Origin of the sequence: Pseudomonas sp. ARP3 (assembly GCF_001029595.1) — a bacterium.
Taxonomy (GTDB): domain Bacteria; phylum Pseudomonadota; class Gammaproteobacteria; order Pseudomonadales; family Pseudomonadaceae; genus Aquipseudomonas; species Aquipseudomonas rhodesiae.
Map to the genome: position 1 here is coordinate 166,778 of NZ_LEKF01000004.1, position 15,361 is coordinate 182,138.

Consider the following 15,361-nt stretch of genomic DNA (forward strand, 5'->3'; position numbering starts at 1 on the left):
AAAACAGGCGCAAATATGTCAAAACTTTTATAATTGCGACATTCCTGTACGCCCGTACCACTCTTTGCGTCTTGCAACCGCTCAACGTCTTGCATTGGGTATGGCGCCTGCATAAGTATCGGCAGGCCGACTCACGAGGTCGCCCTCACCACCAAAAATGACAACAAATCATGAGGCCAACATGCTTAAACACGCAGTCCTTCCGTTATTAGTGAGCGCGGGCCTTATGGCCGCGGCCCCATTCGCCCATGCGGCGACTAACCTGGTGTTCTGCTCCGAAGGGAGCCCGGCCGGTTTCGATCCAGGCCAGTACACCACCGGAACAGACTTCGATGCTTCGGCCGAAACCATGTTCAACCGTCTGAGCCAGTTCGAACGCGGCGGCACCGCCGTGGTACCTGGCCTGGCCACCAGCTGGGACGTATCCCCGGATGGCCTGACCTACACCTTCCATCTGCGCGAAGGCGTCAAGTTCCACACCACCCCGTACTTCAAGCCCACTCGTGAATTCTCGGCTGACGACGTACTGTTCACCTTCAATCGGATGATCAACAAAGACGATCCATTCCGTAAGGCCTACCCCACCGAGTTCCCGTATTTCACGGACATGGGGATGGACACCAACATCAAGAACATCGAAAAAATCGATGACCACACCGTCAAGTTCACCCTTGGCACCGTGGACGCGGCATTTATCCAGAACCTGGCCATGAGCTTCGCGTCGATCCAGTCGGCGGAATACGCGGCGCAGCTGCTGAAAGAAGGCAAGCCTGCGGACATCAACCAGAAGCCGATCGGCACTGGCCCGTTCGTGTTCAAGAGCTACCAGAAAGACTCCAACATCCGTTACACCGGCAATAAGGATTACTGGAAGCCTGAAGACGTGAAGATCGACAACCTGATCTTCGCCATCACCACCGACCCGTCGGTGCGTATCCAGAAGCTCAAGAAAAACGAATGCCAGATCACCTTGTTCCCACGTCCGGCCGACCTCAAGGCGCTGGGCGAAGACAAGGACCTGAAACTGCCGCACCAGGCTGGTTTCAACCTGGGCTACGTGGCCTACAACGTCATGGACAAAGTCAAAGGCAGCGACCAGCCCAACCCGCTGGCTGACCTGCGCGTACGCCAGGCACTGGACATGTCGGTGAACAAGCAGCAGATCATCGACTCCGTCTACCAGGGCGCAGGCCAACTGGCCGTCAACGCCATGCCGCCGACCCAGTGGTCCTATGACACCACCATCAAGGACGCCAAGTACGACCCTGAGAAAGCCAAGGCGCTGCTCAAGGAAGCCGGCGTCAAGGAAGGGACCGAGATCGTGCTGTGGGCCATGCCGGTTCAGCGTCCGTACAACCCGAACGCTAAACTGATGGCAGAAATGCTGCAGAACGATTGGTCGAAGATCGGCCTGAAGGTCAAGATCACCAGCTACGAGTGGGGCGAGTACATCAAGCGCTCCAAAGGCGGCGAGAACCAGGCCATGATCATTGGCTGGAGCGGCGACAATGGTGACCCGGACAACTGGCTGAACGTGCTGTTCGGCTGCGATTCGCTGGCCGGTAACAACTTCTCCAAGTGGTGTGACAAGAAATTCGACGGCATCGTGAAAGAGGCCAAGGCCACTTCCGACGTCGCTAAACGCACCGAGCTGTACAAGCAGGCGCAACATATCCTCAAAGATGCAGTCCCGATGACACCTATCGCGCACTCGACGGTGTATCAACCCATGCGTAACACCGTACAGGACTTCAAGATCAGCCCGTTTGGCTTGAACTCCTTCTATGGCGTGAGCGTAAGCGGCAAGTAAGGACCAGTGACGGCGACGTTTCATAACGTCGCCGTTATTGCATCCGCCAGACCAGTAGGAAACAGACCACGCTCGCATCCGTTGCGTCCTACAGCAACGAACTGCGGTCCGCGACTCCGTTGCCTACAAGGTCAATCCGATTTGGCGCATTTACTGCGAACTCCGCGACCCATAACGTCGTAGGACAGCAGCGGTAGCTATATGGGAAAGGCACTTGCTGTGCGTGGGATCAGTGATGTCTCCCAGTCCGAAAGGCTGGGCGATTGCTCGCTGATGACAACTACAAACAAGGATCGGGATCGTCATGCGCCATACCACCGTTCTATCCGCAATTTTTGGCACCAGCCTGCTGGCTGTGGCCACGATGGGCCAAGCCGCCGACAAGAAGAGCCTGGTGTTCTGCTCCGAAGGCAGCCCCGCAGGGTTCGATACAGCGCAGTACACCACCGCCACCGACAACGACGCGGCCGAGCCGCTGTACAACCGCTTGGTCGAGTTCGAGAAAGGCGCCACCAACGTAGTACCTGGGTTGGCGACCAAGTGGGATATTTCAGAAGATGGCCTGACCTACACCTTCCATCTGCGTGAAGGGGTGAAATTTCACAGCAACAAGGAGTTCAAGCCGACGCGGGACTTCAATGCCGACGACGTGCTGTTCACCTTCAACCGCATGCTTGACCCGGATCATCCGTTCCGCAAGGCCTACCCCACCGAGTTTCCGTACTTCAACGGGATGAGCCTGAACAAGAACATCGCCAAGGTCGAGAAAACCGACCCGTATACCGTAGTGATGACCCTGAACACGGTGGACGCTGCGTTCGTGCAAAACATCGCCATGAGCTTCGCCTCGATTCTGTCGGCCGAATACGCCGAGCAATTGCTCAAAGAAGGCAAGCCCAGCGACATCAACCAGAAGCCGATCGGCACCGGGCCGTTCGTATTCCAGCGTTACCAGAAAGACTCGCAGATCCGTTACGTGGCCAACAAACAATACTGGGACCCGAGCCGCGTGAAGCTCGACCAGTTGATTTTCGCCATCAACACCGATGCCTCGGTGCGCGTGCAAAAACTCAAGGCCGGCGAATGCCAAGTAACCCTGCACCCGCGTCCGGCGGACGTCGATGCGCTCAAGGCCGACCCGAACCTTCAATTGCTGACCAAACCGGGTTTCAACCTCGGTTACATCGCCTACAACGTGCGTCACAAGCCCTTCGACCAACTTGAAGTGCGCCAGGCGCTGGACATGGCGGTGAACAAGCAAAGCATCCTCAATGCCGTGTACCAGGGCGCCGGGCAACTGGCGGTCAACGCAATGCCGCCGACCCAATGGTCCTACGACGACACCATCAAAGACGCCGCCTACAACCCGGAAAAAGCCAAGGAACTGCTCAAGGCCGCCGGCGTGAAGGAAGGCACCGAGATCACCCTGTGGGCGATGCCGGTGCAACGGCCGTACAACCCCAACGCCAAGCTGATGGCCGAGATGCTGCAAAGCGACTGGGCCAAGATCGGCCTCAAGGTCAAGATCGTCAGCTACGAGTGGGGCGAATACATCAAGCGCACCAAGAACGGTGAGCACGATGTCAGCCTGATTGGCTGGACCGGCGACAACGGTGACCCGGACAACTGGCTGGGCACCCTCTACAGCTGCGACGCCATCGGTGGGAACAACTACTCGATGTGGTGTGACCCGGCGTACGACAAGCTGACCAAGCAAGCCAAGGTCGTAACCGACCGTGAACAAAGGACTGTTCTATACAAACAGGCGCAGCAACTGCTCAAGCAGCAGGTGCCGATCACGCCCGTCGCCCACTCGACGGTCAACCAGCCGTTAAGCGTCAAAGTCGAAGGGTTCAAAGTCAGCCCCTTCGGCCGCAACGTGTTCTCGGGCGTCAGTATTACCCCATAAGAAAATAACCGGATTGCGCAGGGCGAAAGCTGCCCTGCTGCAAACGTGCAGCCTTTTATTGGGATTTTTCCTACGGCAAACGTTTGCAACAGCTTGAACGAGTTACACACCAATAGCCGGTTCACCTAAAAAGACCGGCATAAAAAAGAGAACCAAAGGAGCTCCACCCATGAAACTGAGCAGCAAAGTGCTTCTGGCTATGGCCATCAGCAGCATCACGGCCACCGCCTACGCAGAACCGGCCAGCCAGGACTTCGTTCCGACGACATTGGCCGGCACCAGCGCGCAAAGCGAAGCAAGGGTTTTATCGAAGATTTCAGCCTGGGCGGCACCACGCGTAACTGGTACTCCCATGAAAGCAAATACCGTGGCGGCACCTTCTCCTACGAGAAACACGGCGAAACTCGCACCGACCGCAACCGTACCAACTGGGTGCAGGGCACTATCCTTAACGCAAGCTCGGGGTTCACCCAGGGCACTGTCGGTGTCAAGACAGAAGTAGCGGTTTACAACGCGCTGGTCTTGGATCGCAGCAAGCGTGACATCAAGGGCGGCTCCAACCGTACCCTGGCCGACTCCGACGGCAACGCCGTAGATCAGTGGAGCAAACTGGGCCTGGCCAACGTGCAGTTCCGCGTGTCCAACACCACTTTGACCGCAGGTCGCCAGAACTTCAGCAGCGGCATCGTCGACACCATCGGCAACCGTGCTTTGCCATCGAGCTTCGAAGGTGTGAGCTTCAATAGCGAAGAGTTCAGCAACCTGTCGTTCCAGGGCGGTATCTTCGATCGCGTTTCGCCACGTACCGAACAAAGCCTGTCGAAATTCCGTAGCGAATACGGCAACGGCACCCAGGAAACCGACAAAGTATCGACCCTGGGCGTGAACTACCAGCCGCTGAAAAGCCTGAAAACCAGCTTCTTCGCCGCCAACGTAAAAGACTTCTGGAACCAGTACTACTTCGGCGCTACCCACGAATTGGGCGACGCTCAGCAACTGGGGCTGACCACCGGCTTCAACTACTACAAGACTGTCGACGAAGGCAAAAAAGAGATGGGGGAAATCGACAACGATACCTTCTCCCTGTCCTTGGGCCTGACTCACCAGGCACACAGCCTGACCTTCGCTTACCAGCAAGTGAACGGTAACGAGTACTTCGACTACCTGCACGAAACCAACGGCATCTACCTGGCCAACTCCCTGACCTCGGACTTCAACGGCCCGAACGAGAAGTCTTTCCAGGTCGCCTACGCCATCAACATGGCGGAGTACGGTGTACCAGGCTTGAAATTCAACGCCTACTCGGCTCGCGGCTGGGGTATCGACGGTACTCACTACACCGGTAACAACGGCCGGGCCAAGTTCGCCTACGACGGCATCCAGTCCCAAGACGGCGAGAAGCATCAGGAATACGGTGTAGGCGCCTCTTACGCCCTGCAAAGCGGCCCACTCAAAGCCACGACCGTGCGCGCGACTTATGTGGAGCACCGTGGCAGCGAGTTCCAGGCGGACGGCAGCATCAAAGAGTTCCGTCTGGTCACCACCATCCCATTCAACATTCTTTAATTAGCACCAGGCAGACGGCAGGCTCAGGAAGAGCCTGCCGTCTACGCTTGTCTGGTCCCATCGATTGCAGAGGGCTCTGAATGAAAATGCTCCCGCTACAAGCTGCCGTTGCCGCCGCGCTATTGAGCGCAGCTATCGGCGTATCGGCCAAACCCCTGGTGGTCTGCACCGAAGCCAGCCCGGAGGGTTTTGACCCGGTCCTGTACACCACCGCCGTCACCGCGGACGCCGCGGCCGAAACCGTGTTCAACCGTCTGGTGGATTTCAAGCCCGGTACTACCGAAGTGGTTCCCGCGCTGGCCAAGGACCTGCCGGAAATCAGCGCCGATGGCCTGACCTACACCTTTCACCTGCGTGAAGACATCAAGTTCCACACCACCGATTACTTCAAACCCACGCGCAACCTGAATGCCGACGACGTGCTCTGGAGCTTCAAGCGCCAGCTGGACCCGAATCACCCGTGGCATAACAAGTCCACCGTGGGCTACCCGTACTTCGAGAGCATGGGCTTCAAAGAACTGCTCAAGAGCGTAGAGAAAACCGACGATCACACCGTCGTCTTTACCCTGACCCGTCCTGAAGCACCATTCCTGGCCGACCTGGCCATGGCGTTCTCCTCGATTCACTCCGCCGAATACGCCGACCAGTTGCTCAAGTCCGGCAAGACCGATGAGCTGAACAGCAAGCCGATCGGCACCGGCCCGTTCATCTTCACCCGCTACGCCAAGGACGCCCAGGTGCGCTTCAAGGCCAACCCGGAGTACTTCCGTGGCAAGCCGCCGGCCGATCCGCTGATCCTGGCGATCACCACCGACAACAACGTGCGCCTGCAAAAGCTCAAGGCCAACGAATGTCAGATCGCGCTGTATCCCAAGCCCGACGACGTGCCGAGCGTGAAGGCCGACCCAAACCTGAAAGTGGCGGAATTGGCGGCGATGACCACCGCGTACACCGCCCTGAACACCACCCACAAGTACATGAGCGACGCGCGGGTGCGCCACGCGATCAATATCGCGTTCGACAAGAAAGGCTACAACGAATCCCTCTATGGCAAAGGCAACGCCATCGACGCCACCGGCCCGTATCCACCAACCCTGCTGGGCTTCAACAATAAGTTGAAGAACCCTGAGCGCGACCTGGACAAGGCCCGCGCCCTGCTCAAGGAAGCTGGCGTACCGGAAGGCACCGAGTTCACCCTGTTCACCCGTAACGGCGGCGGCCCGACGAACCCCAACCCGATGCTCGGCGCCCAGCGCATGCAGGCAGACCTGGCGCAGATCGGCCTGAAAGTGAACATCAAAGTCATGGAATGGGGCGAGATGCTCAAGCGTGCCAAAGCTGGCGAGCATGACATGGTGTCCGCGGGCTGGGCCGGCGATAACGGCGACCCGGATAACTTCCTCACGCCGAACCTGAGTTGCGATGCTGCGAAAAACGGCGAAAACTACGCCCGCTGGTGTAACAAAGAGTTTCAGGCTTTGATCGACAAGGCCCGCGCTGACGCTGAACCCGCTGAGCGCGCTGCACTCTATGAACAAGCCCTGGATGTTTTCGAGAAAGACCAACCGTGGATTCCCATGGCCTACCCGAAAATGTTTACCGCCATGCGCAAGAACGTCGAAGGCTTTACCCAAAGCCCTCTGACGACTAATAACTTCGCCACCACCCAGGTGAAGTAAATAAGAAAAACGCTCGGCACCGTCGACATGGGCGGTGCCGAACCTGCCTAACCGGCTGATTGAGGTACACCACAAGATGTTTAGTTTTATTGCCCGCCGACTGGGGTTATTGATCCCCACGTTCTTCGGCATCACGTTGCTGACGTTTGCGTTGATACGCATGATTCCCGGCGACCCCGTAGAAGTCATGATGGGCGAACGCCGCGTCGACCCCGAGATGCACGCACAGGCAATGGAACGCCTTGGCCTTAACAAGCCGCTGTATGCGCAATACCTGGACTATGTCGGCAAGCTCGCCCAGGGCGATCTTGGTGAGTCCCTGCGCACCCGTACCAGCGTGTGGACCGAGTTCACCGCCCTCTTCCCCGCGACCCTGGAACTGTCCATGGCCGCCCTGTTGTTCGCCGGCGTCCTGGGCCTGTTGGCCGGGGTAATCGCGGCACTCAAGCGAGGATCCCTGTTCGACCACGGGGTGATGGGCATCTCCCTGGCGGGCTATTCGATGCCGATCTTCTGGTGGGGCCTGATCCTGATCATGTTCTTCTCGGTGAGCCTGGGCTGGACCCCGGTTTCCGGGCGCATCGACCTGCTCTACGACATCGAGCCGCGCACCGGCTTCATGCTGATCGACACGCTGCTGGCTGACGAGCCGGACGCGTTCTTCGACGCCCTGCACCACCTGATCCTGCCGGCCATCGTGCTCGGCACCATTCCGCTGGCGGTGATCGCGCGGATGACCCGTTCGTCGATGCTCGAAGTGCTGCGCGAAGACTACATCCGCACCGCCAAGGCCAAGGGCCTGTCGCCGACACGCGTGGTGTTCGTACACGGCCTGCGCAACGCGCTGATCCCGGTATTGACCGTAGTGGGCCTGCAAGTCGGCACCCTGCTGGCCGGCGCTGTGCTGACCGAAACCATCTTCTCCTGGCCCGGCATCGGCAAATGGCTGATCGAAGCCATTGGCGCGCGGGACTACCCGGTGGTGCAGAACGGCATCCTGCTGATCGCCTGCCTGGTGATCCTGGTGAACTTCGTGGTGGATATCCTCTACGGCTTCGCCAACCCACGCATCCGTCACCAGCGCTGAGATCATGACCATGACCACACCTACTCCAGTGTCAGCAGTCGATCAAAGCCTGCTGTACCCGTCCCCGTACAAAGAATTCTGGCAAGCCTTTTCCAAGAACAAAGGCGCGGTTGCCGGCCTGCTGTTTATGTTGCTGATCGTGTTCTGCGCGATCTTCGCCCCGTGGGTCGCGCCCCATAACCCCAGCGAGCAATACCGCGACTTCCTGCTCACCCCGCCGGCGTGGCTGGAGGGTGGGCAGATGCAGTTTCTGTTGGGCACCGACGAACTGGGCCGTGACCTGCTCTCGCGTCTGATCCAGGGTTCGCGCCTGTCGCTGCTGATCGGTTTGTCGTCGGTGGTGATGTCGCTGATCCCGGGCATCCTGCTGGGTCTGTTCGCCGGGTTCTTCCCGCGTCTGCTGGGCCCGACCATCATGCGTCTGATGGACATCATGCTGGCCCTGCCGTCGCTGCTGCTGGCCGTGGCCATCGTTGCCATCCTCGGCCCTGGCCTGATCAACACCGTGATCGCTATCGCCATCGTGTCGCTGCCGTCCTACGTGCGTCTGACCCGTGCTGCGGTGATGGGCGAGTTGAACCGTGACTACGTGACTGCCGCGCGCCTGGCCGGTGCCGGTCTGCCGCGCCTGATGTTCATCACTGTGCTGCCCAACTGCATGGCGCCGCTGATCGTGCAGGCCACCTTGAGTTTCTCCTCGGCGATCCTCGATGCCGCGGCGCTGGGCTTCCTCGGCCTTGGCGTACAACCGCCGACCCCGGAGTGGGGCACCATGCTGGCTTCGGCCCGTGACTACATCGAACGCGCCTGGTGGGTGGTGAGCCTGCCTGGTTTGACCATTTTGCTCAGCGTGCTGGCAATCAACTTGATGGGTGACGGCCTGCGCGATGCGCTGGACCCGAAACTCAAGAACGCCGCCTGAGGAGATTCCCATGTCACTGTTAGAAATCAAGAATCTCAACGTACGCTTCGGCGACGCAACCGCCGTGCCGGTGGTCGACGGCCTCGACCTGTCCGTGGACAAGGGCGAAGTACTGGCCATCGTGGGCGAGTCGGGTTCGGGGAAATCCGTGACCATGATGGCGCTGATGGGCCTGATCGAGCATCCCGGCATCGTCACCGCCGATGCGCTGACCTTCGACGGCAAGGACATGCTCAAGCTGAGCAGCCGTCAACGTCGCCAGATCGTCGGCAAAGACCTGGCGATGGTGTTCCAGGACCCGATGACCGCGCTGAACCCCAGCTACACCGTGGGTTTCCAGATTGAAGAAGTGCTGCGCCTGCACCTGAAAATGTCCGGCAAACAGGCACGCAAACGCGCGATCGAATTGTTGGAAAAAGTTGAGATCCCAGGCGCCGCCAGCCGTATGGACGCCTATCCGCACCAACTGTCCGGCGGTATGAGCCAGCGCGTAGCCATCGCCATGGCAATTGCCGGCGAGCCGAAACTGCTGATCGCCGACGAACCGACCACCGCGTTGGACGTGACCATCCAGGCGCAGATCATGGACCTGCTGCTGGCCCTGCAAAAAGAGCAGAACATGGGCCTGGTGCTGATCACCCACGACCTCGCCGTGGTGGCCGAAACCGCCCAGCGCGTATGCGTGATGTATGCCGGCCAAGCCGTGGAAGTTGGCCAGGTGCCGCAACTGTTTGATATTCCCGCGCACCCTTATAGCGAAGCGCTGCTCAAGGCGATCCCCGAGCACAGCCTGGGCGCCACCCGCCTGGCCACGTTGCCTGGCATCGTGCCCGGCCGCTACGACCGCCCGCAGGGTTGCCTGCTGTCGCCGCGCTGCCCGTATGTGCAGGAATCCTGCCGTGCCCAGCGCCCGGGCCTCGATCCCAAAACCAACAGCCTCGCGCGCTGCTTCTACCCCTTGAACCAGGAGGTGGCGTAATGGCCGTCGTTCTTACCGCCCGCGACCTGACCCGTCACTACGAAGTGTCCCGTGGCCTGTTCAAGGGCCACGCCACCGTGCGGGCCCTCAATGGTGTGTCGTTCGAGCTGGAAGCCGGCAAGACCCTCGCCGTGGTCGGCGAGTCGGGTTGCGGCAAGTCCACCCTCGCCCGCGCACTCACGCTGATTGAAGAACCGTCTTCGGGCTCGCTGAAAATCGCCGGCCAGGAAGTCGCCGGTGCCGACAAGGCCCAGCGCAAGCAATTGCGCAAAGACGTGCAGATGGTGTTCCAAAGCCCTTATGCCTCGTTGAACCCACGGCAGAAAGTCGGCGACCAATTGGGCGAACCGCTGCTGATCAACACCAACCTGTCCGCCGCCGAACGCCGCGAGAAAGTGCAGGCAATGATGAAGCAAGTGGGCCTGCGCCCCGAGCATTATCAGCGCTACCCGCACATGTTCTCCGGCGGCCAGCGCCAGCGGATTGCACTGGCTCGGGCGATGATGCTGCAACCCAAAGTGCTGGTGGCGGATGAACCGACCTCGGCGCTCGACGTGTCGATCCAGGCCCAGGTGCTCAATCTGTTCATGGATCTGCAGCAGGAATTCAACACGGCCTACGTGTTCATTTCCCACAACCTGGCGGTGGTGCAACACGTTGCCGACGATGTGATGGTGATGTACCTCGGTCGCCCGGTGGAAGTCGGCCCGAAGGAAGACATTTACGCGCGCCCGCTGCACCCCTACACCCAGGCGCTGCTGTCGGCCACGCCGACCATTCATCCGGATCCGAACAAACCGAAGATCAAAATCGTCGGCGAGTTGCCCAACCCCTTGAACCCGCCGCCGGGTTGCGCGTTCCACAAGCGCTGCCCGTACGCCACCGAGCGTTGCAGCACCGAGGAGCCGCAATTGCGAGCGTTGGATAACCGTCAGGTGGCTTGCCACTACGCGGAACAATTCGTCGCCTGAGCGCGCCGGACCGATCAGTAGCAGAGTTTCACAGCCCTTCCCATCAGGTTGCGCATCAGCCTGGCGGGAGGGGCTTTCTTTTTGCGGCTATTGGTCGCCATCGTCATAGGTTTCGCTGTCTTCCCCTTCGTTGTAGGGGTTTTCTGCGTCCTCTTTGGGAGCCGGTTGGGCCTGGGGTTGCCAGCTGCCGGAATTGACCTCTTTCTGCTTTTTCTTGGTGACCGGGCCGGTGTCTTTCCACTGAGGCGTGCCTGCGTCAGCCAGTGCCGGGAGGGTCGTCAGCCACAGGCAGGCCAGCAACAGCAGGGATATGGCGCGTTGAGCCTTTCGCACGGTGGTCTCCTTTGCAGTCGGTGGTTAAACGCTAGACCGGATGCCGGGTTCTCGCCAATCTAACGCCTGGTGGAAAAAAATGTGGGAGGGGGCTTGCCCCCGATGGCTGTGTGTCAGCTAGCACATTCAGGGCTGACACACTGCTATCGGGGGCAAGCCCTCTCCCACATCTGGGCCAAGATGTGCTGGCAAATTCGCCACAACTTGGCCCGCTAACCGCCAATTTCCGCCTATCCAAGTTCCGGGGCAGACACAACGCGGTAAAAAAAGTGGGAGGGGGCTTGCCCCCGATGGCAGTGCGTCAGCCAGTACATTCAGGGCTGACACACTGCTATCGGGGGCAAGCCCCCTCCCACATCTGGGCCAAGATGTGCTGGCAAATTCGCCACAATTTGGCCCGCCAACAGCCAATTTCCGCCTATCCAAGTTCCAGTTAGACACAACGCGGTAAAAAAAGTGGGAGGGGGCTTGCCCCCGATAGCTGTGTGTCAGCCAGTACATTCAGGGCTGACACACTGCTATCGGGGGCAAGCCCCCTCCCACATGTTGTTTAGTGGTGCTCGCGGGTCGCGCGGAATTTCACGTCCGGCCAGCGCTCTTCCATCAGCGCCAGGTTGACGCGGGTCGGGGCCAGGTAGGTCAGGTGCCCGCCGCCGTCGAGCGCGAGGTTTTCCACGGCTTTGTTGGAGAACTCTTCCAGCTTTTTCTTATCGGCGCATTCGATCCAGCGTGCGGAGTACACGGTGATCGGCTCGTAGGAGCATTCGACCTTGTATTCCTCTTTCAAGCGGCTGGCGACCACATCGAACTGCAGCACACCCACGGCGCCGAGGATGATGTCGTTGCTGCGCTCGGGGAAGAACACCTGGGTGGCGCCCTCTTCCGCCAGTTGCTGCAAGCCTTGGCGCAATTGCTTGGATTTGAGCGGATCGCGCAGGCGCACGCGGCGGAACAGTTCCGGGGCGAAGTGCGGGATACCGGTAAAGCCCAGCGCTTCGCCTTCGGTGAAGGTGTCGCCGATCTGGATGGTGCCGTGGTTATGCAAACCGATGATGTCGCCGGCGTAGGCTTCTTCGAGCTGTTCACGCTCGGAGGAGAAGAACGTCAGGGCGTCGCCGATGCGCACGTCCTTGCCGGTGCGCACGTGGCGCATCTTCATGCCTTTTTCGTATTTGCCGGAGCAGATGCGCATGAACGCGATACGGTCGCGGTGCTTGGGGTCCATGTTTGCCTGGATCTTGAACACGAAGCCGGTGAATTTCTCTTCCACCGGTTCCACGGTACGTTCGTTGGCCACCCGTGGCAGCGGGCGCGGGGCCCAGTCCACCACGGCGTCGAGCACATGGTCGACGCCGAAGTTGCCCAGGGCGGTCCCGAAGAACACTGGGGTCAGCTGGCCGTCGAGGAATTCCTGTTGGTTGAATTCATGGCAGGCGCCCTGCACCAGCTCCAACTGATCGACGAAGCGGTCGTACTCGTCACCCAGGTGGGCGCGGGCTTCGTCGGAGTCGAGTTTTTCGATGATCTTGGTTTCGGTGCGTTCATGCCCGTGGCCGGCGGTGTAGACGATGATGTAATCGTCGGCCAGGTGGTACACGCCTTTGAAGTCGCGGTAGCAACCAATCGGCCAGGTGATCGGCGCGGCCTTGATCTTCAATACGGCTTCGATTTCGTCGAGCAGCTCGATCGGGTCGCGGATATCGCGGTCGAGTTTGTTGATAAAGCTGACGATGGGCGTATCGCGCAGACGGCACACGTCCATCAGCGCGATGGTGCGCGGCTCGACGCCCTTACCGCCGTCCAGCACCATCAACGCCGAGTCCACCGCGGTCAGGGTGCGGTAAGTGTCTTCGGAGAAGTCTTCGTGGCCCGGGGTGTCGAGCAGGTTGACCATGTGATCGCGATACGGGAACTGCATGACCGACGTGGTAATGGAGATACCCCGTTGTTTTTCCATTTCCATCCAGTCGGAGGTGGCATGGCGGTCGGATTTGCGGGATTTCACCGTGCCGGCCACTGCGATTGCCTTGCCCATCAGCAAGAGCTTCTCGGTGATGGTGGTTTTACCGGCATCGGGGTGGGAAATAATGGCGAAAGTGCGGCGTTTCGCGACTTCGGCGGCCTGGTGGGTCATGGGAAATCGCCTGGCAGGTGAGTCAAAAAAGGGCGGCGAGTATAGCGCAAACCCAAGGTGACGGACCACCGTTCACCCGATCAGGGGTGGCTAAATGGTGCCAAGTGTGGAACCTTTTAAAAGGTAGAGACGTCCACTCCCCTGCTATCGCACTCGTAACAGGGGCTGAAAAATCAGCAAGTTAGCCTGACGAGGCTGCGCTTATGGCTCGAACTCATGCCGCTTTTGACGGCATTGGCGAGCTGCATTTCGCGTTCACTTTTCGCTGACAGCCAGCCATGGCATGCCACGCAGGAATGTGTTCGTCGACAGAAGAAAAAAGGAGTCCGCCTGTGGCTATTCGCTATGGCAAAGGGCTGATAGGGGGCGCGGTTGTCGTCGCGCTCCTGGCCCTGCTGATCCACTGGATCGGCATCAACACGATCGAGTTGTACCGCGACGATTTGTTGTTTTACCTGCAAGCTCACTTAGTTCTCGTTCTAGTCTCCATGCTGGCGGCCCTCGTTGTGGGCATCCCCGCCGGTATCCTGCTCAGTCGACCGCACATGGTCGGGCGCGCAGAACGCTTCATGCAGATTTTCAACATCGGTAATACCGTCCCTCCCCTGGCCGTACTGGCCATTGCCCTCGGCGTCCTCGGCATCGGTAGCGGCCCGGCCATCTTCGCGCTGTTCCTCGCCTCCCTCCTCCCTATCGTGCGCAACACCTACGAAGGCCTGAAAAACGTTCAAGGCTCGCTCAAAGAAGCCGCCACCGGCATCGGCATGACCCCGCGCCAGGTGCTGTTTCGCGTGGAGTTGCCCAATGCCGTGCCGATCATCATCGGCGGCGTGCGCGTGGCGCTGGCGATCAATGTGGGCACCGCGCCCCTGGCGTTTCTGATCGGCGCCAACAGCCTGGGCAGTCTGATCTTCCCCGGCATCGCCCTGAACAATCAGCCGCAACTGTTGCTCGGCGCCGCATGCACGGCACTGCTGGCCTTGTTGCTGGACGGTCTGGTGACCATGGCCAGCCGCCTCTGGCTGGAACGCGGGTTGCGTCCGTCTTAAGGCTTGGCAAAGGAATTCACATGAAAAAGCTGACACTGATATTGAGCTGCGTCCTGCTGTGCGCAGGGTTTGCACAAGCCGCAGAAAAACCGGTAATCCGCATCGGCGCCCGGGTGTTCACCGAACAGACCCTGCTCGCCGAGATCACCTCCCAATACTTGCGCACCAAGGGCTATGCCCCTCAAGTGACCGGCGGCCTTGGCAGCAACCTGGCGCGCAGTGCCCAGGAAAGCGGGCAACTGGACCTGTTATGGGAATACACCGGTGTGTCGCTGGTGGCCTACAACCACATCGACGAGAAACTCGACAGCGAACAGTCCTACGCTCGGGTCAAAGAACTCGACGCGAAAAAGGGCCTGATCTGGCTGGCGCCGTCGCGCTTCAGCAACACCTATGCCCTGGCGTTGCCACAGAAGGTCGCGCAGGAACATCCCGAGATCAACAGCATCAGCGACCTCACCAAGGCGATGGCGGAAAACACCCGGGAACATCGCCTGGTCGCGCTGGACACCGAGTTCGCCAATCGCTCCGACGGTCTTGCCGGCATGGTCAAGCTGTATGAGATGAACCTGACCCGCGCAAACACCCGGCAAATGGACGCTGGCCTGGTCTACACCGCGCTGCGCAATAGCCAAGTGTTCGCCGGCCTGGTCTACACCACCGACGGTCGCTTGAACGCCTTCAAATTAAAACTGCTGGCGGACGACAAGCATTACTTCCCGGACTACACCGCCGCGCCGGTAGTGCGCCAGGCCTACCTGGACGCGCACCCGCAACTGGCCGCCGACCTCAAGCCGCTGGCCGCGCTGTTCGACGACGAAACCATGCGCCAACTCAACGCGCGAGTCGATGTCGATCACGAAAGCCCGTCCGTCGTGGCCGCTGATTTTCTGCGCCAGCATCCGATCAACTAACGAGGAGA

11 protein-coding genes and 1 pseudogene are annotated in these 15,361 nt (G+C 59.8%); 10 read left to right on the top strand and 2 right to left on the bottom strand.

Translation table 11 applies throughout. From position 1 onward, the window contains the following. The first annotated feature begins 181 nt into the window (after positions 1–181). The 8 genes and pseudogenes from ABX75_RS06870 (at position 182) to ABX75_RS06905 (ending at position 10,923) form a co-directional block, all read left to right on the top strand. Complete coding sequence (locus tag ABX75_RS06870; RefSeq protein ID WP_047881661.1) at positions 182–1,810, top strand: ABC transporter substrate-binding protein; 1,629 nt, start codon at positions 182–184, stop codon at positions 1,808–1,810. 364 nt (positions 1,811–2,174) lie between these two features. Then, positions 2,175–3,719, top strand: a complete 1,545-nt coding sequence (locus tag ABX75_RS06875) for an ABC transporter substrate-binding protein (protein ID WP_371263982.1) — start codon at positions 2,175–2,177, stop codon at positions 3,717–3,719. A gap of 169 nt (positions 3,720–3,888) precedes the next feature. Further along, positions 3,889–5,285 (top strand): annotated as a pseudogene (locus ABX75_RS06880) (OprD family outer membrane porin). Between the two features lie 80 nt (positions 5,286–5,365). Continuing rightward, positions 5,366–6,964, top strand: coding sequence for an ABC transporter substrate-binding protein (locus ABX75_RS06885; protein ID WP_034136955.1), 1,599 nt, complete (start codon positions 5,366–5,368; stop codon positions 6,962–6,964). 76 nt (positions 6,965–7,040) lie between these two features. Then, complete coding sequence (locus ABX75_RS06890; protein ID WP_034095861.1) at positions 7,041–8,051, top strand: ABC transporter permease subunit; 1,011 nt, start codon at positions 7,041–7,043, stop codon at positions 8,049–8,051. Positions 8,052–8,061: 10 nt separating this feature from the next. Beyond that, the gene (locus tag ABX75_RS06895; protein WP_010213191.1) at positions 8,062–8,973 is read left to right on the top strand and encodes an ABC transporter permease subunit; all 912 of its coding nucleotides are present in this window, start codon (positions 8,062–8,064) and stop codon (positions 8,971–8,973) included. Between the two features lie 10 nt (positions 8,974–8,983). Next, a complete protein-coding gene (locus ABX75_RS06900; RefSeq protein ID WP_034095860.1) occupies positions 8,984–9,952 on the top strand; it encodes an ABC transporter ATP-binding protein in 969 nt (322 codons plus the stop codon). Then, on the top strand, positions 9,952–10,923 hold the full coding sequence (locus tag ABX75_RS06905) for a peptide ABC transporter ATP-binding protein (RefSeq protein WP_034095859.1): 972 nt from the start codon (positions 9,952–9,954) through the stop codon (positions 10,921–10,923). Before ABX75_RS06900 ends, ABX75_RS06905 begins: the two co-directional genes overlap by 1 nt. Positions 10,924–11,010: 87 nt before the next feature. Here ABX75_RS06905 and ABX75_RS06910 read toward each other — a convergent pair whose 3' ends face one another. Together ABX75_RS06910 and ABX75_RS06915 are read right to left on the bottom strand one after the other, a co-directional pair. Continuing rightward, entirely contained in the window at positions 11,011–11,256 is a 246-nt protein-coding gene (locus ABX75_RS06910) for a hypothetical protein (RefSeq protein ID WP_034095858.1), read from the bottom strand. 550 nt (positions 11,257–11,806) lie between these two features. Then, entirely contained in the window at positions 11,807–13,390 is a 1,584-nt protein-coding gene (locus tag ABX75_RS06915; RefSeq protein ID WP_034111736.1) for a peptide chain release factor 3, read from the bottom strand. A gap of 296 nt (positions 13,391–13,686) precedes the next feature. Between ABX75_RS06915 and ABX75_RS06920 the strand changes: the two genes are divergently transcribed. Further along, positions 13,687–14,439, top strand: a complete 753-nt coding sequence (locus tag ABX75_RS06920) for an ABC transporter permease (protein ID WP_232925194.1) — start codon at positions 13,687–13,689, stop codon at positions 14,437–14,439. 20 nt (positions 14,440–14,459) lie between these two features. Continuing rightward, a complete protein-coding gene (locus ABX75_RS06925; RefSeq protein ID WP_034095855.1) occupies positions 14,460–15,353 on the top strand; it encodes a glycine betaine ABC transporter substrate-binding protein in 894 nt (297 codons plus the stop codon). Positions 15,354–15,361: the final 8 nt, after the last annotated feature.

Excerpts from the sequence above, each read along its gene's own strand:
- ABX75_RS06895 (WP_010213191.1), top strand. The coding sequence starts at position 8,062 with ATGACCACACCTACTCCAGTGTCAGCAGTCGATCAAAGCCTGCTGTAC.
- ABX75_RS06890 (WP_034095861.1), top strand. The coding sequence starts at position 7,041 with ATGTTTAGTTTTATTGCCCGCCGACTGGGGTTATTGATCCCCACGTTC.
- ABX75_RS06905 (WP_034095859.1), top strand. The coding sequence starts at position 9,952 with ATGGCCGTCGTTCTTACCGCCCGCGACCTGACCCGTCACTACGAAGTG.
- ABX75_RS06915 (WP_034111736.1), bottom strand. The coding sequence starts at position 13,390 with ATGACCCACCAGGCCGCCGAAGTCGCGAAACGCCGCACTTTCGCCATT.
- ABX75_RS06925 (WP_034095855.1), top strand. The coding sequence starts at position 14,460 with ATGAAAAAGCTGACACTGATATTGAGCTGCGTCCTGCTGTGCGCAGGG.
- ABX75_RS06885 (WP_034136955.1), top strand. The coding sequence starts at position 5,366 with ATGAAAATGCTCCCGCTACAAGCTGCCGTTGCCGCCGCGCTATTGAGC.
- ABX75_RS06875 (WP_371263982.1), top strand. The coding sequence starts at position 2,175 with ATGGGCCAAGCCGCCGACAAGAAGAGCCTGGTGTTCTGCTCCGAAGGC.
- ABX75_RS06870 (WP_047881661.1), top strand. The coding sequence starts at position 182 with ATGCTTAAACACGCAGTCCTTCCGTTATTAGTGAGCGCGGGCCTTATG.
- ABX75_RS06920 (WP_232925194.1), top strand. The coding sequence starts at position 13,687 with ATGTGTTCGTCGACAGAAGAAAAAAGGAGTCCGCCTGTGGCTATTCGC.
- ABX75_RS06900 (WP_034095860.1), top strand. The coding sequence starts at position 8,984 with ATGTCACTGTTAGAAATCAAGAATCTCAACGTACGCTTCGGCGACGCA.